Here is a 20,867-nt window from a genome sequence, read left to right on the forward strand (position 1 = left end):
GTGAGGGCCCTGGGGCTGCAGAGCAGCCCCCGGCAAGGTCTGTTACTTGATGCGCTGGCCTGGCTTGGCGCCGCTGTCCGGGCTCAGCAGGTAGATCTCCTCGCCACCAGGGCCGGCTGCCATGACCATGCCCTCGGACACGCCAAAGCGCATCTTGCGTGGCTTGAGGTTGGCTACCATCATGGTCAGGCGGCCCTCCAGCTTGGACGGATCAGGGTAGGCCGACTTGATGCCGGAGAACACGTTGCGGCGTTCGTCACCAATGTCCAGGGTCAGTTGCAGCAACTTGTCGGCGCCTGGTACGGCTTCGGCCTTGACGATCAGCGCCACGCGCAGGTCGACGGCCGCGAAGGTGTCGAATTCGATTTCCGCCGACAGCGGGTCCTTGGTCAGCTCGCCGTTGCCGGCCGGGGCCTTGGCTTCGGCCGCCAGCAGGTCTTCTTTGCTGGCCGCGACCATGGCTTCGACCTTGGCTGGCTCGATGCGGCTCATCAGTGCCTTGAACGGGTTCAGCGGGTGGTTTTCCAGGCGCGACTGGTGGTCGTTCCAGGTCAGCGGGGCAACGTTGAGGAAGGCCTCGGCATCGGCAGCCAGCAGCGGCAGTACCGGCTTGAGGAAGATCACCAGCTGGCGGAACAGGTTGATGCCCTGGGCGCAGATGGCCTGTACTTCGTCCTGCTTGCCTTCCTGCTTGGCCAGCGACCACGGTGCCTTGTCGGCGATCCAGGCGTTGGCGCGGTCGGCCAAGGCCATGATTTCGCGCATGGCACGGCCGAAATCGCGGCCTTCGTAGGCTTCAGCGATGGACGGGGCCGCAGCCAGGAAGGCTTCGGTCAGCTCAGGTGCGGCATCACCGCTGACCATCACGCCTTCGTTGCCTTTATGAATAAAGCCGGCACAGCGGCTGGCGATGTTGACCACCTTGCCGACCAGGTCGGAGTTGACCTTTTGCACGAAGTCTTCCAGGTTCAGGTCCAGGTCGTCGACGCCACGGCCCAGCTTGGCCGCGTAGTAGTAACGCAGGTATTCCGGCTGCAGGTGATCCAGATAGGTGCGGGCCTTGATGAAGGTGCCGCGCGACTTGGACATCTTCGCGCCGTTGACGGTCAGGTAGCCGTGCACGTTGACTGCGGTCGGCTTGCGAAAGCCCGCGCCTTCGAGCATGGCTGGCCAGAACAGGGCGTGGAAGTTGACGATGTCCTTGCCGATGAAGTGGTACAGCTCGGCCTTGGAGCCTTCGTTCCAGAACGCATCGAAGTCCAGCTCCGGGCGGCGTGCACAAAGGTTCTGGAAGCTGGCCATGTAGCCAATGGGTGCATCCAGCCACACGTAGAAGTACTTGCCTGGCTCACCCGGGATTTCAAAGCCGAAGTACGGCGCGTCGCGGGAGATGTCCCACTCCTGCAGTCCCGAGTCCAGCCATTCGGCCAGCTTGTTGGCGACCGCATCCTGCAGGGTGCCGCTGCGGGTCCACTGCTGCAGCATGGCCTGGAAGTCCGGCAGCTTGAAGAAGAAGTGCTGCGAATCACGCAGTACCGGCGTGGCGCCGGAGATGGCCGACTTGGGGTTTTTCAGCTCGGTAGGGGCGTAGGTGGCGCCGCATTTTTCGCAGTTGTCGCCGTACTGGTCTTCAGCCGCGCACTTGGGGCAAGTGCCCTTGATGAAGCGGTCGGCCAGGAACATGCCCTTTTCCGGGTCGAAGTACTGGGTTACCGAACGGGTGGCAATGTGCCCGGCATCACGCAGGCGCGTGTAGATCAGGCTCGACAGCTCGCGGTTTTCTTCGCTGTGGGTGGAGTGGAAGTTGTCGAAGTCCACCAGGAAGTCGGCGAAGTCGCTGCTGTGCTCGGCCTGGACATTGGCGATCAGCTGTTCCGGGGTGATGCCTTCCTTTTCGGCGCGCAGCATGATGGCCGAGCCGTGGGCGTCGTCGGCGCAGACGTAAATGCACTGGTTGCCGCGTAGCTTCTGGAAGCGCACCCACATGTCCGTCTGGATGTACTCCAGCATATGGCCAAGGTGGATCGATCCATTGGCATAGGGCAGGGCGCTGGTGACGAGAATCTGACGTGGCTCGGACATGGTGGCTCGGCTACTTATCTGGCTCGGGGTAAAAATAAGGGTGATCGGCCACTATAAAGGGCTGGCGAAGATATTTCACCCCGCATGCGCATCTGCTGACGGTTGACGGGTTAGGATAGGCGCCTGTTTTACATTCAGTTTGCCAATGGGAGTCTCCATGAGTGCCGTCACCCGTGCCGCCGTCGAAGGCGTGCTTCGCCAGTACACCGACCCCTACCTGAACCAGGACCCGGTCAGCGCCGGTTGTGTGCGCGCCATCGATATCCAGGGCGGGCAGGTCAGCGTGCAGTTGCAGTTGGGGTATGCCGCAGGGCTGTTCAAGAACGGCTGGGCCCAGGTGCTGCAGACCGCCATCGGCAACCTTGAGGGTGTCAGCGGCGCCCAGGTGTCGATTGACTGCGTGGTGGCGGCGCACAAGGCTCAGGCCCAGGTGCCGGCCATGGCCAACGTCAAGAACATCATCGCCGTGGCCTCGGGCAAGGGCGGCGTCGGCAAGTCGACCACCGCGGCCAACCTGGCCCTGGCGCTGGCCCGCGAAGGTGCGCGGGTCGGTATTCTTGATGCCGACATCTATGGCCCCAGCCAGGGTGTGATGTTCGGTATCGCTGAAGGCACCCGGCCGCAGATTCGCGAGCAGAAGTGGTTTGTACCGATCAAGGCGCATGGTGTGGAAGTCATGTCCATGGCGTTTCTCACCGACGACAATACGCCGATGGTCTGGCGTGGCCCGATGGTCTCCGGCGCGCTACTGCAACTGGTGACGCAGACTGCCTGGGACGACCTGGATTACCTGGTGATCGACATGCCACCGGGCACCGGCGACATTCAGCTGACCCTGGCGCAGAAGGTGCCGGTGGCCGGTTCGGTGATTGTCACCACCCCGCAGGACCTGGCCTTGCTAGATGCCAAGAAGGGCGTGGAGATGTTCCGCAAGGTCAACATCCCGGTGCTGGGCGTGGTCGAGAACATGGCCGTGCACATCTGTTCGAACTGTGGTCATGCCGAGCACCTGTTCGGTGAGGGCGGTGGCGAGAAGCTCGCCAGCCAGTATGGCGTCGATCTGCTGGCGTCGCTGCCACTGTCGATGCTGATCCGCGAGCAGGCCGATAGCGGCAAGCCGACGGCGATTGCCGAGCCGGAAAGCCAGATTGCCATGGTCTACCAGGAACTGGCCCGCCAGGTGGGGGCGCGGATCGTGTTGCAGGAAGCTGCGGCGCCGGCGATGCCGAGCATTACCATCAGCGAAGATTGATCTGTCAGACCGAGTCGCTCTCTTCGCGGGTAAACCCGCTCCTACATTGATTGTGTAGGAGCGGGTTTACCTGCGAAGAAAGCAACTCGGTCTTACAGTCAGGCATAAAAAAACCCGCCAGAAGGCGGGTTTTTTTGAAAGCTAAAAAGCTAGATCGACTTAGGCGATCTGAACTTCTTCAGCCTGCATGCCTTTCTGGCCGCGGGTAGCGACGAAAGTAACAGCTTGGCCTTCTTTCAGGGTTTTGAAGCCGTCAGCTTGGATGGCTTTGAAGTGCACGAACAGGTCGTCGCCCGACTGAGGGGTGATGAAGCCGTAGCCTTTCTCATCGTTGAACCACTTAACAACACCGGATTGACGGTTGGACATTTTTCTGTCTCCTTGGACAATTTGATAACGGTCAGGAAAAACCCTGCCCGGGACTGAGCGCAAAGAGAGCAGAAAATTCAGCGATGGGCCGATCAGGATCGTGCATCAAACTAGAGATTCTCGGTGTCACGTGCAGCACAGTGGCGCCACCTTACCCCACTTTCCGCAACCTGCCAATGGTCTGAAGGCGCTTTACGCAAATTCGGATCGACGGCGGCTGCAGCCCCCGCCCGGCGCGGGATGTGGCATGGAACTTTAACCTGGGCGCCGGGACCGGTAAGATGCGCACCACGATTTTTACCACGCAACTCTCTCAGGACACCCGCCATGAGCATCAAATCGGACAAGTGGATTCGCCGCATGGCGCAGGAACACGGCATGATCGAACCGTTCGTCGAGCGCCAGGTGCGCGGTGAGCAGGACAGCCGTGTCATCTCCTTCGGCGTTTCCAGCTACGGCTACGACGTGCGCTGTGCGGACGAATTCAAGGTGTTCACCAACATCAATTCGGCCACCGTCGACCCGAAAAACTTCGATGCCGGCAGCTTCGTCGACATCAAGAGTGACGTGTGCATCATTCCGCCAAACTCGTTCGCCCTGGCCCGCACTGTCGAGTACTTCCGTATTCCGCGTGACGTGCTGACCATCTGCCTGGGCAAGAGCACGTATGCCCGCTGCGGCATCATCGTCAACGTCACCCCGCTCGAGCCTGAGTGGGAAGGCCACGTGACGCTGGAGTTCTCCAACACCACCACGCTGCCGGCAAAGATCTACGCCAACGAAGGCGTGGCACAGATGCTGTTCCTGCAGTCCGACGAAGCGTGCGAAGTGTCGTACAAGGACCGCGGCGGCAAGTACCAGGGCCAGCGCGGCGTCACCCTGCCGCGTACCTGAGCCGACGAGCGCGGGGAATTACCCGCGCCTTTGGCACTCCAACGGAGTAACGCTGGTGCGCATGATGCGCATCGGCCCCGTCAGGAGCAGCCAATGAAACTCCATCCCGCAATCAGTGCCAAGCTGGCAGGCCTGCAGCCCAACCACATCGGGTTGTTGCCCTGGTCACTGCTGGCGCACCCGCTGCCAATGCAGGCGGGGGGCGTGCCCCACCAGCCTGGTCCCGATACCCCGCAACCGCCGCAACCGGGTGAAACACCGCCCATGGAGCCTGGCGAGCCTACCTTGCCGGACGAGCCACCTCCCGCGCCAGTCGCCTGATCGCTGTTACAGCGGCCAGACGCGGTCGGCACCGGTCAGGTACACCTGGCTGGTGCTGCTGGGGGTGATTTCCCAGCCGCCGGTGAATTCACCGAATGCCGGAAGCAGGCTGACCTGCTCATCCATCAGGAAGCAGGGCAGGCGCAGGCGCTGACGCGCCTTGCCGCGCAGAACGAAGACCGGGTGCACATGGCCCGCCAGCACGGGGTGTGTCGGGTGAGGTTCGGGTTCATGCTGCAGGGCAAACGGGCCTAGCAGCCACGGTTCGTCCTTGACCTCGATGCCGAGCAAGGTGGGCGGATCGCCGGCGTTACGGTCGTGATTGCCGCGTATCAGCACGATTTTGAGATGTTCATGCCGTTCCCGCCAGGCGTGCAGTCGGGCCATTGTTGCAGGCGCTCGAGCTGTGCGTGCATGCAGGAAGTCGCCCAGCACGATCAGTTGTTCGCAGTGGTGCGCTTCCAGCAGGGCATCCAGGCGGGCGAGGGTCGCCTCAGTGGTGCCACGTGGCACCGGTTGGTGCAGGGCGCGGTAGCTGGCGGCTTTGCCGATGTGCACGTCGGCTACCAGCAGTGCGCGATGGGCAGGCCAGTAGATGGCCTTGTCAGGGAGCAGCCAGAGCGTCTGGCCGCAGTGTTCGATGGGTTCGTGATTCATGCAGCGTTAGCCCTTTGGGTCCGGGGCCGCTTTGCGGCCCTTTCGCGACACAAGGCCGCTCCTACAGGGAAGCGCGTACCCGTGGCGATGCGCGGTCGCCTGTAGGAGCGGCCTTGTGTCGCGAAAGGGCTGCAAAGCAGCCCCAAAAATCCCAAAGGCATTACATCACCCCCCACTCGCCGCACGCTCCAGTTCCGCCACCATCCGCGCAATCCGGTCTGCCAGCTTCTCGGTACTCAGCGTCTCGCGCATCCCTTCCACCAGCAAGGCAAACGCCAGCGGGCCCGGCCGCTTCAGTTCGCGCAGGTCCAGCCGCAACCCAGCCATTTTCAGCAGTTGCCGGCGCAGCCGCTCAATCTCCAGCTCCTCGCTCAACACCTCATCCCGCGCTTGGCCAAGCAGCTGGTTGCCGGCATCGTGCTTGCGAAACACCTCATAGAACAACCCACTCGACGCCTGGATCTGCCGGGTGCTCTTCTGTGCCGCCGGGTAGCCACCAAACACCAGCCCGGCAATCTGGGCGATCTCGCGAAAGCGCCGCAATGCCATCTCGCCTGCGTTCAGGCTGGCCAGCACGTCCTCCAGCAGATGTTCGGTGCCCAGTGCCCGTGGCAAATGCGTCGCCCAGTCCACATTGCCAGGGCTGAGCAGCTCGAACCCGTAGTCATTGACGGCAATCGACACAGACAGAGGCTGCTCGCGGCTGACCCGCCAGGCAACAAGGTTGGCCAAGCCCAGGTTGGCCATGCGCCCGGCGAACGGGTACAGGAACACATGCCAGCCCTGACGGGATTTGTAAGTCTCGGCCAATAACGTACCGGTGGTGGGCAAGGCCGACCACTGTGCCTGCAAGGCCAGTAACGGTCGCACCGCACGCATTTCCGGGCCGTCAAAACGGTGATGCGCCGCCGCGTCGAGTTGCTCGACCACGGCATCGGCCAGCTCGCTGGACAGCGGCATGCGCCCGCCATTCCAGCGTGCCACCGCCGCTTTGCGGGCCGTGCTGCGACGCACGTAGGCAGTCATGTTCTCCACCCGTACCAACTCCAGTACCCGCCCGGCAAATACCAGCGTATCGCCTGGCCGCAGGCGGGCGATGAACGCTTCTTCGACACTGCCCAGCGTCTTGCCCCCACCCCCCTTGCTCCAGAACTTCAATTGCAGGTTGGCATCGCTGACGATGGTGCCGATGCCCATGCGGTGGCGCCGTGCGAGGCGTTCGCTGGCCACGCGGTACGCGCCGTCGGCCTGGCGTTCAACGCGCTGGTAGTCCGGGTAGGCCGTCAGCGAACTGCCGCCGTGGCAGACGAAATCCAGCGCCCACAGCCATTGGCTGTCGTGCAACTCGGCAAAAGCCCAAGTGCTGCGCACCTCGGCCAGCAATTGCTCGGGGCGAAAGCCATTGCCCAAGGCCATGCTGACCAGGTGCTGCACCAGCACGTCCATGCACAGCCGTGGTGAGAAGCGCGCTTCAATGTGACCGGCTTGCAGTGCCTGGCGGGCCGCCGCGGCTTCCACCAACTCCAGGCTGTGCGTGGGGACCAGGGTGATCCGCGAGCGCCGTCCTGGCGCGTGCCCTGAGCGACCGGCACGCTGCATCAGGCGGGCAATGCCCTTGGCCGAGCCGATTTGCAGCACCCGTTCAACCGGCAGGAAGTCGACGCCCAGGTCCAGGCTGGAGGTGCACACCACCGCTTTCAGGCTGCCCTGCTTGAGGCTGCGCTCGACCCAGTCGCGGGTATCCCGGGCCAGCGAGGCATGGTGCAAGGCAATCAGCCCGGCCCAGTCCGGGCGGGTTTCAAGCAGGGCCTGATACCAAAGCTCGGCCTGTGCACGGGTATTGGTGAATACCAGGCAGCTGGCACTGGCATCGATTTCCTCGCTGACCTGGGCGAGCATCTTCAGGCCCATGTGCCCGGCCCAAGGGAAGCGCTCGATCGCTGCCGGCAGCAAGGTGTCGACCTGCAGCGCCTTGTCCTGCCGGCCCTGTACCAGCTGGCCGCCTTGTGGCAGCAGCACGTCCAGCGCGTGCTGCAGGTTGCCGAGGGTGGCGGAAAGGCCCCAGGTCATCAGGCCGGGTTGCCAGTGGCGCAGGTGCGCAAGGGCCAGTTGCAGTTGCACCCCGCGTTTGTTGCCAAGCAACTCGTGCCATTCGTCCACTACCACCAGGCGCAGCATGGCGAAATCCTCGCGTGCCTGCGCCCGGGTCAGCAGCAAGGTCAGGCTTTCGGGGGTGGTGACCAGCACGCTGGGCAGGCGCCGGGCTTGCCGGGCGCGCTCGGCACTGCCAGTGTCGCCGCTACGCACACCAACGTTCCAGGGCAGCGCCAGGTCATCGAGCGGCACCTGCAAGGCGCGGGCGGTGTCGGTGGCCAGTGCACGCATGGGCGTGACCCACACCACCTGCAACGGCACAGGCTGGCGCCCCTGGGGCAGCGCCTTGAATGCCCGGAGTGCGGCAAGCCATACCGCGTAGGTCTTGCCGGCACCGGTACTGGCGTGCAGCAAGCCGGACTCGCCACGCGCTACGGCCGCCCACACCCGTCGTTGGAAGGCGAAAGGTTTCCAGCCACGTTTGGCGAACCAGGCATTGGCGAGGTCGGTAGTGGGGGGCATAGGGTGGGCGGTCCTTCGAAGGCTGTGCATCTACAGACCGCCTGCTGCCGGCAATGGTTTTACCGGATCAATTGCCCAGCAGGTAGCCGCTGCGGCAAACCTGATCGCCGGCCACATGGGCGATGACCATCCCGGCAGTGGCCATTCGCCGTACGCTGCGCGCGTACAACAGGCCGGGCTGGCTGTTATGCACGGCAGTCACCCGGTCGCTGAGCGGGTCGATGACTTCGGCGATCAACTGGCCGGCCTCCAGGTGCTGGCCAGGTTTGGCGTGGTACACCAGCAACCCGCCCAAGGGTGTCGCCACCGGCTCTACGGCGGCCAGCGGCGTGGCCGGGTAGGGCAGGGCGGGCAAGGCGGGGCTGGTGCCCTCGATAGCGCCCACATGGGTCAGGAAGTCGAGCATTGCCTGGCAGTCTTTGCTGGCCAGGCCATGGCTGACATCGGCCTGGCCGCGCAACTCGACGGTGACCGAGCAGCAGCCCAGCGGGATCGGGAAGCGCTTGCCAAAACGTTGCTGCAACTGCCACCAGACCAGGCTGAAGCATTCATCGAACGACTGCCCGCCCGAGTCGGTGGCCAGCAGGCTGGCCTGGGCGCCCAGGTAGCGGGCCAGCGGTTCGATCTGTGGCCAGGCGTCTGGGGTGGTGTACAGGTGCTCGACCGCTTCGAAGTCGCAGTGCAGGTCCAGCACCAGGTCGGCATCGCAGGCCAGGCGTTGCAGGATCAGGCGCTGGGCCTGCAGCGGCGTGCGCGCCGGGTGCGCGTCCAGCCCCCGGCGCAGGTATTCGCGGATCAGGGCAATGTTGTGTGCCGGGTCCTGGCTCAGGTGTTCTTCGATCTGGTCGCCAATGCTGTCCGAAAGGTCGACGAAATTGCGGTTGAAGTTCTCGCCGCTTTGCAGTTCGAAGCGCCCCAGCGGCGCATCCAGCAGCACCTGTTCCAGGCCAACCGGGTTGGCCACGGGTACCAGTATGATCTCGCGCTGCAGGCGGCCCTGCTGTTCCAGTTCAGCCAGGCGGCGCTTGAGGTGCCAGGCCACCAGCATGCCAGGTAGCTCGTCGGCATGCAGCGAGGCCTGGATGTAGACCTTGCCGCCACCGCGGGGGCCGAAGTGGAAACTGTGCAGTTGGCGGGTAATGCCCGGAACGGGTGAGAGCAGGTCGTGGGTTGAATGGTGCATGGTGGTCCTGGCTGCGTGGCGAAAACGGTCTGCGACACGGGTCGGCACACAGATAGAAGCACAGTTTTTGGCCTTGCGCCTCCATGGGTGTTTTCCTGGGCACCGAGTTGTGTCAGGCCAGCAATGCTTGCAGGGTCGCCAGGTCATCCGCCTCTTCTACTGGCTTGTCCAGCCGCCAGCGCAACATGCGCGGAAAGCGCACGGCAATACCGCTCTTGTGACGGCGCGACAGGGCGATCCCTTCGAAGCCCAGCTCGAACACCAGCGTGGGTGTCACGCTGCGCACCGGGCCGAAGGTTTCTACCGTGGTCTTGCGGATAATGCTGTCGACCTTGCGCATTTCTTCGTCACTGAGCCCGGAATAGGCTTTGGCAAAGGGCACCAGGGCCCGCCCCGGCGTGCCGGCCGGCGCATCCCACACGGCGAAGGTGTAGTCGCTGTACAGGCTGGCCCTGCGGCCGTGGCCACGTTGGGCATAGATCAGCACGGCATCGACGCTGAACGGGTCGATCTTCCATTTCCACCAGGTGCCCATGTCTTTGGTGCGGCCCACGCCGTACAGGGCTTCGCGCTGCTTCAGCATCAGGCCTTCGACGCCCAGGCTGCGCGACTGCTCGCGCTGGCGGGCAAGGTCGGCCCAGTCCGGGCCATCGAGCAGCGGCGATAGCAGTACCGGGGCCTGCGGGTGCTCATCCAGCAGGCGTTCCAGTTGGCTGCGGCGTTCGTGCTGAGGTCGGCTGCGCCAGTCCTCGCCTTGCCACTCCAGCAGGTCGTAGGCCTGCAGCACCACCGGCGCATCGTTCAACAGTTTTTTGCCCAGCGTTTTGCGCCCAATACGTTGCTGCAGCAAGGCAAACGGCTGTACGGCCAGTTCAGCACCTGCATTCCCTGGCTTCCACACCAGAATTTCCCCGTCGAGCACCACACCATCGGGCAAGGTTTGCGCCAGGCTGTGCAGCTCGGGGAAGCGGTCAGTCACCAGTTCCTCGCCACGCGACCACACCCATAGCTGGCCTTCTCGCTTGACCACCTGGGCGCGAATGCCGTCCCACTTCCATTCGATCTGCCAGTCACTTGGCGGCCCGAGCAAGGCATCGAACTGCTCGCTTGGCGCCTGCAGTGGGTGGGCCAGGAAGAAGGGGTAGGGCTGGCCGCCGCGCTGGCTGTGCTCATCGGCGGATTCCGCGGCGATCAGCTTCTGGTAACTGGTGGCTGTGGGGCGATGGCTGATATCGGTGTAGCCTACCAGGCGCTGGGCCACGCGTTTGACGTCCAGCCCGGCCAGTTGTGCCAAGGCGCGGGTAACCAGCAACTTGGACACGCCCACGCGAAAGCTGCCGGTAATCAGCTTCAGGCACAGCATCAGGCTGGGCCGGTCCAGCTGCGCCCAGAGCGCCGGCAGGCGCTGCTGGATCTGCTCGGGCGGCAGCCCGCGCAAGGGCAGCAGGTGCTGTTCAACCCAGATGGCCAAGCCCTCTTCGCTGCCCGCGGCGTGCAGCGGCAGCAGCAGCGAAATGGTCTCGGCCAGGTCGCCCACGGCCTGGTAGCTTTCCTCGAACAGCCAGTCCGGCAGGCTGGCCAAGGCCGTGGCCAGTTCGCGCAAAAGGCGCGTGGGGACCAGTTGACGCGGGCGGCCGCCGGCCAGGAAGTACACCGCCCAGGCGGCATCTTCGGCGGGGGCTGTGCTGAAGTAATCGCGCAGCGCTTCCAGCTTAGTGTTGCTGGAGGTGGTCGCATCCAGGCGCAGGTACAACGCGGCGAAGGCTTTCATGATGACGGCTCGGTGTTTGGCACATCGTCCTCCTCACCGTACTCGGTGACGAAGGCGCGGGCATCCAGGCCTTGTTCGTTGAGGTAGCGCACCAGCACGTTGACTGAACCGTGGGTGACCATCACCCGCTCGGCGCCGGTCTGGCCGATGGCCCACAGCAAGCCGGGCCAGTCGGCGTGGTCGGAAAGCACGAAGCCCCGGTCCACACCACGGCGTCGGCGGGTGCCGCGCAGCAGCATCCAGCCACTGGCAAAGGCATCGCTGTAATCGCCAAAGCGGCGCATCCAGCTACTGCCGCCAGCCGACGGCGGGGCCAGCACCAGCGCCTGGCGCAGCAAGGGGTCGTTGCGGGGGATATCGCCGGCATAGCGGGTTTCCGGCAGGTAGACCCCGGCATCCCGGTAAACCCGGTTAAGCGGCTCGACGGCGCCGTGCACCAGTATCGGGCCGATGCTGGCATCCAGCCCGTGCAGAATGCGCTGTGCCTTGCCGAAGGCATAACAGAACAAGACGCTGGCTTTGCCCTGCTCGCAGTTGGCCCGCCACCAGGCATTGATACCGGCAAAGATTTCGCTTTGGCTGGGCCAGCGGTAGATCGGCAGGCCGAAGGTCGACTCGGTAATGAAGGTGTGGCACGGCACCGGTTCAAAGGGCGTACAGGTGCCATCGGGCTCTACCTTGTAGTCACCAGAGGCGACCCACACTTCACCCTGGTACTCCAGGCGCACTTGCGCCGAGCCCAGTACATGCCCGGCCGGGTGCAGGCTCAGGGTGACGCCGTGGTGCAGCAGGCGTTCGCCGTAGGGCAGGGTCTGCAAAGCAATGTCCTGGCCCAGGCGGCTGCGCAGGATGCCGGCACCGGGGCTGGCGGTCAGGTAATGGCCGTTGCCGGTGCGGGCGTGGTCGCCGTGGCCATGGGTGATCACGGCGCGGTCCACGGGGCGCCACGGGTCGATATAGAAATCACCGGGGGGGCAATAGAGCCCTTCGGGGCGGGCGATCACGAGGTCCATGGCATGGGCGCTGGTTGCCGAGAGTACTTGATAGGAGCACGGAACTGTCCCGGGAGTTCGAACGGTTTATCAAGGGAAATGGACTAAGGGCTGTTCAGAAATGGCGAAACGGCTTTTGCGGTTAACTGTGAGCTCAGGTCGAAGTGATGCAACAAAAATGTTGCGATCTTCTGGCGCGTGATGCACATTAAGTCGACGAAGGCAGGCATGAAATACAGTGAGTTTCGCCGATGGCTACGCGGCCAAGGCGCTACGTTCGTGGCTGCCAAGGGTAGTCATTTCAAGGTTTACCTCGGCAATCGCCAGACGATTTTCCCGGATCACGGCGCGAAGGAAATTAGCGAAGGCCTGAGGCTGAAGATCCTGAAAGATCTGGGGTTGAAAGCATGAACGGTTCAGAGGAGCACGTAATGGTATTCGAGTATCCGGTGGTCGTTCATCAGGAGGAGGGCAGCGTCTGGGTGGGTTGCCCCGATGTCCCTGAGATGGCCTGTGCGGGTGATACGTCAGAGGAAGCCCTGTTCGATGCTGTGGATGCCTTGGAGTCCGCGCTTTCGTTCTACGTGGATCAAAAGCAGGCTATCCCGTTACCTGCCTCTCCAAAGGCAGGCCAACCTGTCGTACGCCTACCAGCGCTGACGGCAGCGAAGGCAGCGTTGTGGAATACGATGCTTGCACAGAAAATCAGCAAGACCGAGATGGCACGCCGTCTAGGGGTCAATCGCCCTCAGGTTGATCGTCTGGTCGACTTGTTGCATCGGTCCAAGATCGAGCAGGTTGAACATGCGTTGCATGTGTTGGGGCAGCGGATCGAGCTTTCGGTCGTAGCCGTTTAGTGCAAGGCCAAAGCCGCCGAGGCTGACGGCTTTGGCGTACAAGCTTACTTGCCCGGCACCAAGGTCAACCGTTGGTTGCCATACGCCCGCCCAAAGTTCTGCTGCTGCAGCGGCAGGCTCATGAAGCGCCCCTTGAACCAGGCATCCAGCCCGTCGCTGTAATGCGCGCTGGCCGGGTTGCCGGACTGGCCGCTGCTGGTCAGGACCTGCAGCGGTTCGGCCTGGCCGAAGTCGACGATCATCCGCGCCGAGGCCGGCAGGCGGGTGTCGAAGTCGCTGCCCCAGGCGTACGGCGTCAGTGCCAGGGTGGTGAAGTCACCACCTGCGGCCAGCGGCGCTCGGCTGAGGGCATCGCCCAGGCCATGGTAGGCCGGTGCCGGCCAGCGGTACTGGTGCAGTTTGCCCCACTGCCAGGCGCGGCGGTCGGCGCCCAGTTGTGCGGTGCCAGCATCCACTGCCCCCGCCAGGCTGCGGGCTAGGATAGCCGGCTTGTCTTCTTTCTGCGGGGTGTTGCGGTCATCCCAGAACGGGCTGTCATCGCGCCCCAGCAGGTGATCAGCCTGGGCCGAGAACGACAACCGCGCATTGCTGACAAAGGCCTGCCAGGCTGGGCCGGACTCCGGGCCCAGGTCATCGAGGAAGGTCTGCCGTGCCACTTCCTGCAAGAACAGGGCGTACAGTGCGGCATCTGCCGACACCGGGCTCAGGCGGCCATCGAAAGACTTGAGCCGGGCCAGTGTGTCGCGGGCCTTGTCGCGCTGTGCGCCAGGCAGGGCGTCGATCGCCTGCTTTAGCGGCTGGGCCATGCCAGGGGCGTCGAACATCTGCTTGAGCTTGTCGGCCAGCAGGGTTACCTGGTCGTTCTGCAGGGCCATCAGGCTACGGCTGTCGTGGCGGCCATTGCCGGCCAGCTGGGCCAGGCGTTCGGCGCGCTCGGGGTAGTACCAGGTGCTAGACAGCTGCATGCCATAGCCACGTGGCTGGCTGCGCTGGTTGGCATGGCCGATCCAGCCGGCGCTCGGGTCCTGGTCGTACGGGTGCAGCATCGGGTCGGCATAGCCGTCCCAGTCGTAGCGCCCGTCCCAACCCGGCGAGGGCAGCAAGCCCTGGCCTTCGCGGCGGTTAGGGTAGCGGCCACTGACTTGCCAGCCGATGTGTTCGGGCTCGGCGAACACGAAATTGAGGGCGGCGGCGGTCACTTCACGGGTACTGTCGAAGGCCCGCTCCAGGTTACTGGCGCGGGTCAGGTCAAACAGTGCATCCAGACTGCGGTCGCCTTTGAACTGCGGCAGGTTCAGGGCCAGGCCCAGGCTGGCATTGTCGGGCTGGGGCAACAGGGTGCCGTGGCGAGTGTCATACATCACTTCGCGCAGCGGCCGCTGGCCACGCACGAAGAAGGTTTCGCTGCGGGCGCGGGCCGGCAGCCATTTACCGTCTGCCAGGTAGCTCAGCTGGCTGCCCTGGCGGCGCAGTTGTTCGAGGAACACGTCCTGGTTGTCGGCCATGACCGCGCTGCTGCTCCAGGCCAGCTTGCCGTTGTAACCGGCCAGCACAATCGGCAGGCCGGGCAACGACAGGCCGGCGACCTGGTACTTGCTGGTATGGATCTGTACCGGGCTCAGGGCCCAGGCTGCACGGCTGTCGCTGGCCAGCAGGCTCTTGCCGCTGCGGCTGCGCTGTGGGCCGAGGGCCAGGTTGGCCGAGCCCGGGCTGCCGAGCAGGTTGAGGTCGGCCAGTTTCTGGCTGGCGGCGGCCAGGGCGGGCAGCCCAGGCAACTGGTTGGCCAGGTTCAGGCCCTTGAGCTTGTCCACCTCGCTTTCGGCCAACGGCTTATCCGGCGCGCCGGGCAGCAGCCAGGCCAGTTTGTCGCTGCCGGCTTGCTGCGCCAGGGTCAGGGCACTGAGTTCTTCCTGCAGGTTCACCGACTGGCTGAACGCATACAGGCAGAAGATCAGCGCCGAGTCTTCAGGCTTCCAGTACTCCGGGCGATAGCCGCTGTTGGCCAGGCCGGCTGGCAACTTGTCGCGGTAGCGGAACAGGTAGGCGTTGACGCCGCGCGCATACACTTCAAAGAAGCGCTTGAGCCGTGGCGAGGCATCGGCGTACTGCTGGGCGGCGCTCTGCTTGAGGTTGGCGGCACGCATCAGGCGGTCGATGTCCAGCGCCTCGCTGCCGGCCAGCTCGGCCAGGCGGCCCTGGGCCAGCAGGCGCATGGCAAGCATCTGCTCGATGCGGTCACCGGCGTGCACATAGCCCAGGCTGAACAGCGCGTCATGGAAGCTGCTGCTTTCGATCAGCGGTGCCCCCATGGCGTTGCGCCGTACCGAAACGTTCTGCGCCAGGCCCTTGAGCGGCTGTACGCCGCTGGTCGGTGGCACGCTGTCCTGGTAGCCGCCCGTCTGGCAGCCGGCCAGCCCGAGCATGCCGAGCAGCGTAGCAGCGGTTGCGAACCGCAGGCGGAAGGGAGGAAAGGCGGCGGCGGCCATGACAAGGGCTCCTGCAAGGCGAGGCTGGTGTGGAAAGGCGCTAAGGTAGTAAGCGCGCAGGCGCCATGCAAGGTCTCAGGTCGGTTTATTTACCTGTGGCAGATCAAACGTCGAAATGCTCGGCCAGGGTGTCGGAAAAATGCGTGCAGTTGATACGTGCATAGCGCCGGTAGTCACGGGTGACGGCAAATGCAGAACCTGGCATCAGCAGGATCTTGTGTTGCTCCAGTTTGCGTATGAAAGGTTGCAGGTCGGGCAGGTCCGGGTGGTAGACCCATAGGAACATGCCCCCCTGCGGCGCAATCTCGAACTGCCAGCCGCGCTCCAGCAACAAGCGCTGGGTCTGCACCTGCTGGCGAATCAGGCGTTGCTGCACATCCTTCATGTGCCGCGCATAGGTGCCATCCGACAATATGGTGTTGACGAAGCGCTCGCAGAACGCCGGGACGGCTACGCACGTCAGCAGTTTCAAGCGGGTCAGCGGTTCAATCAGGTCTTGCGAGCAGGCGATGAACCCCACGCGCAACGATGCCGACAGGCATTTGGAGAAGCTGCCGATGTAGATGACCCGGTCCAGGTTGTCCAGCTCGGCAAAGGTCTGGCGCACGGCCGGGCTGAAATCGCCATACACATCGTCCTCGACCACGTAGAACTCGTGTTCAACCGCCAGGCGCAGCACGCTGAAGGCGTTATGTGGGCTGATGTTGCTGCCGGTCGGGTTGTGAAAGGTGCTGTTGCAGAAAAACGCCCGGACCTTGTGCCTGGCCAGGTAGCTGCGCATTTCTTCCACGTCCGGACCGTCCTGGGTGCGCCGGATGCCGACCACGTGGCCGCCGGCCAGCTGGATCAGCTTGATCAGGTTGCCGTTGCCCGGCTCGTCGACGAACACGTGATCGCCAGGCTTGATCAACAACCGCGCAACCAGGTCCAACCCTTGGGTGGCGCCCAGTGTGGTCAACAACTGGTTGGGGCGGGCATCGACCCGGGTCAGCCGCTTCATGTGTACGCAAAGCTGTTTGCGCATGGGCAGGTAGCCCTGGATATCGCCGTACTCTGCCAGCGAACTTTGCTCCAGCCTCGCCGTGCGCCGAATGGCCTTTGCCAGCAGTTCGGTATCTCGCCATGCCGGGGGCAGCCAGCCGCTGCCCAGCTTGGTGTAGTGCTGGCCGCCCTGCAGCAGCCGGAACAACGGGTCACCGGCCATGCACTCGGGCTCGTGGATCACGCTCGTCTGGCGTGCCCGATTGGCGACGAAGTAGCCGCGCCCGGGTGAGGCGGTCAACACGCCTTCACTGACCAGCTGGGCATAGGCCGACACCACGTCGTGGTAACTGAAATCGACGGCAGCGGTCAGCTTGCGGATCGAGGGCATGCGCTGGCCAGGCAACCACTCCCCTGCATCGAGGCGTTGTTTCAACAGGTCATGAAGGCTGCAGGTGGTCATGGCAGGTCCGAAACCGTTAGAAAAAAAAGCCTAACAGTTAACGGAAATGCTTGTCGACTGTTCGTTTGCAAATGGCCAGTACCTGCCACTATCCCCTTGTCGGAACTTTCGGCTGCCAGCCAAGGCAGCACTTTTAGCGTCTGTGCAAACCAGACAACTGGATAACGAGCCCTGCACCTATGGACATGCAATCAGCCGTCATTGCCAGGCTTCCTGTGCCTGATGAACTGGCGTCATACAAAGTTGTAAAAAACCTTGTGACCTCTGCGTTACTGGAGTGCTGTTCAATTGAAGAATTCGAAACGCTGAAACAAACAGCGATTATTGAAGCCGTGACTGAACAGGCGCATGCCGATTTGTTGGCATTTGCCATGAAGGACCCGGCCGCGGGCCGTGACGTGATCTTCATCGCCAGAACCTATACCTCTTATTCCGCGGTTCTGCATTACCGCCTTGCCCACTGGATCTACAACAACAGCGCTACAACTTACGGCGCCGGCGGCCAATGCCTGGCGGCCATGGTTTCCCGGCGCGGGAAGATGCTCTCGGGTGCGGAAATCCACTTCCGCAGCCGTATCGGCGCGCGCTTCATCATCGATCACGGCATGGGCACCGTCATTGGTGAAACCTCGACCATCGGGGACGATTGCTACGTGCTTGGCGGCGTCACCCTGGGCGCCCGCGGCATCAGCGACAACCCGTCGAGCGCCCGGCACCCGACCCTTGGCAACCGCGTACAGATCGGCGCTTTCGCCAGTGTGCTGGGCGCTATCCACATCGGCGATGGCGCCTTTATCGGGCCGGGCTGCATTGTAACCAAAGACGTTCCTGCCGCCGCCCGGGTGCAGGTTAAAACATCATTGCAGGTGGTACTTGAATCATGAACGCTCTGAACTATGAAGTTTTGCGAAATACCGAGAAGCTGTATTACAAAGACCAATACCTGGCCGGTGCCAATACGCAAGTAACGCGGGTGCACAGTGACGGCATCGAGTTGCAAAGTACCGTGGCCTACCCGGAAGGCGGCGGCCAGGAAGCAGACTTCGGTACCATTGAACTGCCTGTCGGGACCGTGCGGTTCGTCTGGGTAAAAAAACTTTACGGTAGCCCCATTCGCCTGGAAGGTTTCAAAGGCGGAAAACTGGGCGGCATCATTATTCACAGCCTGCACCCGGATGACCTGCACCTGCTGGATGAAGTCACCGTCGGCATGCCGGCCCGCGTCACCATCGATATTGAACGGCGTGAACGGCTAACGCTGTCGCACAGTGCCAGCCACTTCCTGTATGCCGCTGCCGTCGGGCTGCGTGAAGAGCTTAAGCAATGGACCATCGGCTGCCATATCAAGGAGGACACGGCACGTTTCGACTTCCTGGTCGAGGACGCCTTCACGGCTGAAGAGGTGGTTGAAATAGAGCGGCGGGCGAATGAACTGATCGGCTGCGATGCGCCCATCGAGCACTACGCGGTCGAGGGGCTGGAAGACGCGCGTTTGTGGACCTACGACGGCATCGAGATCCCGTGCGGTGGCACGCACCTCGATTCACCTCGGCGCATCGGGCGCCTGAGCGTCAAGCGCAAACGCCTGGGCAAAGGCAAGGAACGGCTGATTTGCGTGTTCCCCGAGGCCGAAATCGACCTGACCATTTACCACGAGCACGCGCTATGAACAGTACCCTGCCGCGGCGCACGTATCTGTATTTCACCGCACAGTCGATCAACCTGACCACCGCGGTCATGTCGGTGACCATGGCTGCCATCGTCGGTGCCGCACTGGCGCCCGACGCCGCATGGTCCACGGTGCCTTACGGCTTCCAGTTCCTGTGCCTGATGCTGGCCACCTATCCGGTGTCCAGGTTGATGAGCCGCATCGGCCGCAAGAAAGCCTTCATGCTCGGCGCAATTCCCCTGGCGTTGTCTGGCGTCAGCGGCTTTCTGGCGGTGGAGCATCAGCATTTTGCAACCCTGGTGCTCAGCCATTCTGCGTTGGGGGTGTACATCGCCTTCGCCAACTTCAACCGTTTCGCGGCTACTGACAACCTTTCTCAGGCCCTGAAGCCCAAAGCCCTTTCGCTGGTCGTGGCCGGGGGCGTCATTGCGGCCGTGGTCGGGCCGACGCTCACCGAGTGGTTGCGCGACGTTGGTGGCTACCCACTGTTCTCGCTCTGCTATGCCGCGTTTGTCGGCCTGGCGCTGCTGTCGTTGCTGATTGCCCTGTGCCTGCCCAACGATGCCAGCCGGGCAAGCGCGGCCAACAGCTTAGCAACGCCAGCCACCAGCCGTACCGAGCCACTAAGCCCGAGCGTGATCGTGGCAATGGCTGTCGCGGCGCTGGGCTACGGCATCATGAACCTGTTGATGATTCAGGCCTCGATGCACATGAAACACATGCATGAGGACTTCACGGACGTGCGCCTGGCAATCCAGTGGCATGTGATCGCCATGTTTGCCCCATCGTTCTTCACCGGTGCGATTATCCAGCGGCTGGGTATCAGGACCACCATCTGCGCGGGGCTGGCGCTGTTGATCGGGTGCTCGGCGCTGAATATCTGGTCGCACAGCTACGCCATGATGACCGTGGCACTGATTGCCCTCGGGCTGGGTTGGAACCTGACCTATGTCGGTGGCGGTGCCTTGCTGGCGCAGTCGCTGCAGAACAGCCCGGCAGCCATGCAGATGCAGGGCAAGAACGACCTGGGCATCGCCATCTTTGCCACCATTGGTGCGTTCAGCCCCCCGCTGTTGCTGAGTACGGTCGGTTGGGACGGTACCAATGCCATCTGCATGGCCCTGTGCATCGGGCTGCTGCTTGCCACTGCCGGCCTGCTGCAGAACAAGGCCTGGCTGCAGACTTCAATTGAAGGTGGCCGCAAATGAGCGAGCTCATCAGTGTCAGCGATCGCATCTACACCAAGCTGGAAATGAACAACCCGGGCGGCAGCCACAAGTACCGGGCGGCCCGGCGCATCGTCGAACATGCAGTGCGCAATGGCGACATCATCCCCGGGGTGACAACCGTCATCGAAAAAACCGGTGGCAGTTTCGGCTTCGGCTTGCTGGCGGCCTGCCACAAGTACCAGGTCGCCGTAGAGCTGGCGGTGGGGCTGAGCTTCAGCCAGACCAAGCGGGATTTGCTGGAGTGCTTTGGTGCCCGGTTGATCGGCAAGGACATGCTGATGGCCGGTGCCACACCCAAGGATGTGGTAATGCACCACCTGGAAAACCAGGCTGCACTGGGCAAGTCATACTTTTATACCGACCAGTTCAACAACCCGGTGGGTATCGAGGCCCACCGTTACCAGACAGCCAGCGAGTTGGCGCTGCAATTGACCAATGCCGGGGCTGGCAAGGAGATCCTGTTTGTCGGTTGCGCAGGTACGGGCGCCAGCTTCACCGGGATCACCTTGGGGCTGAAGGACCATGGCTTCGAGGTGTCTACGGTGCTGGTCGACCCCAGTGGCTGTGACTCGAGGGCTGGCGTGTTCACCGATCACCGTTTTGAGGGCATGGCGGTAGGCGTGTGCCCACCGTTCATGGACTGGTCGCTGGTGGATGAGCGGGCGCAAGTGCAACACCCGGAGATGCTGGCTGCGCAGCGCTGGTTCTACATGCAGAGTGGCATTTTTGTCGGTAACACCGCTGCGGCCTGCCTCGCGGTTGCCCAGCGCATGGCCCAGCACCCGCGTTATGCCGGTACCACGCTGGTAACCATCGCCTATGACGCCGGCCTGTGGTACCAGGATTTGCTGGGGGCGAACCGGCGCAAGGCTGCATAACCCTGCGCAATCCCTGTGGGAGCGGGCGTGCCCGCGAAGCATGCGACGCGGTGGATGGCACCGGCATGGCCGGTGTTCGCGGCTGAAGCCGCTCCCACAGGGACCGCGCCAGCCTGAGGCCTGTACCCAACCTGTGGGAGCGGGTTTACCCGCGAAGAATGCGACGC

Annotated in this window: 18 protein-coding genes; 9 read left to right on the plus strand and 9 right to left on the minus strand. The window is 63.3% G+C overall.

The window, feature by feature from the left end:
* Window positions 1-42: 42 nt before the first annotated feature.
* Complete coding sequence (gene metG, locus ACIP02_RS07895; RefSeq protein ID WP_400614913.1) at window positions 43-2,082, minus strand: methionine--tRNA ligase; 2,040 nt, start codon at window positions 2,080-2,082, stop codon at window positions 43-45.
* A gap of 157 nt (window positions 2,083-2,239) precedes the next feature.
* Between metG and apbC the strand changes: the two genes are divergently transcribed.
* Window positions 2,240-3,334 carry an iron-sulfur cluster carrier protein ApbC gene (apbC, locus tag ACIP02_RS07900; RefSeq protein WP_012273870.1) on the plus strand — a complete coding sequence of 365 codons (1,095 nt, stop codon included), beginning with the start codon at window positions 2,240-2,242 and terminating at the stop codon, window positions 3,332-3,334.
* A gap of 159 nt (window positions 3,335-3,493) precedes the next feature.
* On the opposite strand, the gene ACIP02_RS07905 is transcribed toward apbC, so the two are convergent.
* Window positions 3,494-3,703, minus strand: a complete 210-nt coding sequence (locus ACIP02_RS07905; RefSeq protein WP_003254922.1) for a cold-shock protein — start codon at window positions 3,701-3,703, stop codon at window positions 3,494-3,496.
* A gap of 327 nt (window positions 3,704-4,030) precedes the next feature.
* On the opposite strand from ACIP02_RS07905, the gene dcd reads away from it, so the two are divergent.
* Together dcd and ACIP02_RS07915 are read left to right on the plus strand one after the other, a co-directional pair.
* Complete coding sequence (gene dcd, locus ACIP02_RS07910) at window positions 4,031-4,597, plus strand: dCTP deaminase (protein WP_050704036.1); 567 nt, start codon at window positions 4,031-4,033, stop codon at window positions 4,595-4,597.
* Between the two features lie 93 nt (window positions 4,598-4,690).
* On the plus strand, window positions 4,691-4,918 hold the full coding sequence (locus tag ACIP02_RS07915; RefSeq protein WP_201202766.1) for a hypothetical protein: 228 nt from the start codon (window positions 4,691-4,693) through the stop codon (window positions 4,916-4,918).
* A gap of 6 nt (window positions 4,919-4,924) precedes the next feature.
* On the opposite strand, the gene pdeM is transcribed toward ACIP02_RS07915, so the two are convergent.
* The 5 genes from pdeM to ACIP02_RS07940 form a co-directional block, all read right to left on the minus strand.
* Window positions 4,925-5,575, minus strand: a complete 651-nt coding sequence (gene pdeM, locus ACIP02_RS07920) for a ligase-associated DNA damage response endonuclease PdeM (protein WP_400614917.1) — start codon at window positions 5,573-5,575, stop codon at window positions 4,925-4,927.
* Between the two features lie 165 nt (window positions 5,576-5,740).
* Complete coding sequence (locus ACIP02_RS07925; protein WP_400614919.1) at window positions 5,741-8,191, minus strand: ligase-associated DNA damage response DEXH box helicase; 2,451 nt, start codon at window positions 8,189-8,191, stop codon at window positions 5,741-5,743.
* Window positions 8,192-8,258: 67 nt separating this feature from the next.
* Window positions 8,259-9,374, minus strand: a complete 1,116-nt coding sequence (locus ACIP02_RS07930; RefSeq protein ID WP_400614921.1) for a succinylglutamate desuccinylase/aspartoacylase family protein — start codon at window positions 9,372-9,374, stop codon at window positions 8,259-8,261.
* A gap of 112 nt (window positions 9,375-9,486) precedes the next feature.
* Entirely contained in the window at window positions 9,487-11,145 is a 1,659-nt protein-coding gene (locus tag ACIP02_RS07935; RefSeq protein ID WP_400614924.1) for an ATP-dependent DNA ligase, read from the minus strand.
* Window positions 11,142-12,158, minus strand: a complete 1,017-nt coding sequence (locus ACIP02_RS07940) for a ligase-associated DNA damage response exonuclease (RefSeq protein ID WP_400614926.1) — start codon at window positions 12,156-12,158, stop codon at window positions 11,142-11,144. Before ACIP02_RS07940 ends, ACIP02_RS07935 begins: the two co-directional genes overlap by 4 nt.
* A gap of 207 nt (window positions 12,159-12,365) precedes the next feature.
* Between ACIP02_RS07940 and ACIP02_RS07945 the strand changes: the two genes are divergently transcribed.
* A complete protein-coding gene (locus tag ACIP02_RS07945; protein ID WP_400614928.1) occupies window positions 12,366-12,548 on the plus strand; it encodes a type II toxin-antitoxin system HicA family toxin in 183 nt (60 codons plus the stop codon).
* Entirely contained in the window at window positions 12,545-12,994 is a 450-nt protein-coding gene (locus ACIP02_RS07950; RefSeq protein WP_400614930.1) for a type II toxin-antitoxin system HicB family antitoxin, read from the plus strand. The genes ACIP02_RS07945 and ACIP02_RS07950 overlap by 4 nt, the downstream gene beginning before the upstream one ends.
* Window positions 12,995-13,038: 44 nt before the next feature.
* On the opposite strand, the gene ACIP02_RS07955 is transcribed toward ACIP02_RS07950, so the two are convergent.
* Complete coding sequence (locus ACIP02_RS07955) at window positions 13,039-15,480, minus strand: penicillin acylase family protein (RefSeq protein WP_400614932.1); 2,442 nt, start codon at window positions 15,478-15,480, stop codon at window positions 13,039-13,041.
* A 103-nt stretch (window positions 15,481-15,583) separates the two neighbouring features.
* A complete protein-coding gene (locus ACIP02_RS07960; protein WP_400614934.1) occupies window positions 15,584-16,924 on the minus strand; it encodes a PLP-dependent aminotransferase family protein in 1,341 nt (446 codons plus the stop codon).
* Between the two features lie 179 nt (window positions 16,925-17,103).
* Here ACIP02_RS07960 and ACIP02_RS07965 point away from each other — a divergent pair, with 179 nt between their 5' ends.
* From ACIP02_RS07965 to ACIP02_RS07980, 4 genes are read left to right on the plus strand one after another with little or no spacing between them, the layout of a single operon-like run.
* Window positions 17,104-17,808 (plus strand): serine O-acetyltransferase, encoded by a 705-nt coding sequence (locus ACIP02_RS07965; RefSeq protein WP_400614937.1) that lies wholly within the window; start codon window positions 17,104-17,106, stop codon window positions 17,806-17,808.
* Window positions 17,805-18,593, plus strand: a complete 789-nt coding sequence (locus ACIP02_RS07970; RefSeq protein ID WP_400614940.1) for an alanyl-tRNA editing protein — start codon at window positions 17,805-17,807, stop codon at window positions 18,591-18,593. Before ACIP02_RS07965 ends, ACIP02_RS07970 begins: the two co-directional genes overlap by 4 nt.
* Complete coding sequence (locus ACIP02_RS07975; RefSeq protein WP_400614942.1) at window positions 18,590-19,801, plus strand: MFS transporter; 1,212 nt, start codon at window positions 18,590-18,592, stop codon at window positions 19,799-19,801. The genes ACIP02_RS07970 and ACIP02_RS07975 overlap by 4 nt, the downstream gene beginning before the upstream one ends.
* Window positions 19,798-20,700 (plus strand): pyridoxal-phosphate dependent enzyme, encoded by a 903-nt coding sequence (locus ACIP02_RS07980; RefSeq protein ID WP_400614945.1) that lies wholly within the window; start codon window positions 19,798-19,800, stop codon window positions 20,698-20,700. The genes ACIP02_RS07975 and ACIP02_RS07980 overlap by 4 nt, the downstream gene beginning before the upstream one ends.
* The last annotated feature ends 167 nt before the right edge of the window (window positions 20,701-20,867 follow it).

It is taken from the genome of Pseudomonas sp. NPDC089408 (assembly GCF_044749445.1).
Taxonomy (GTDB): Bacteria; Pseudomonadota; Gammaproteobacteria; order Pseudomonadales; family Pseudomonadaceae; genus Aquipseudomonas.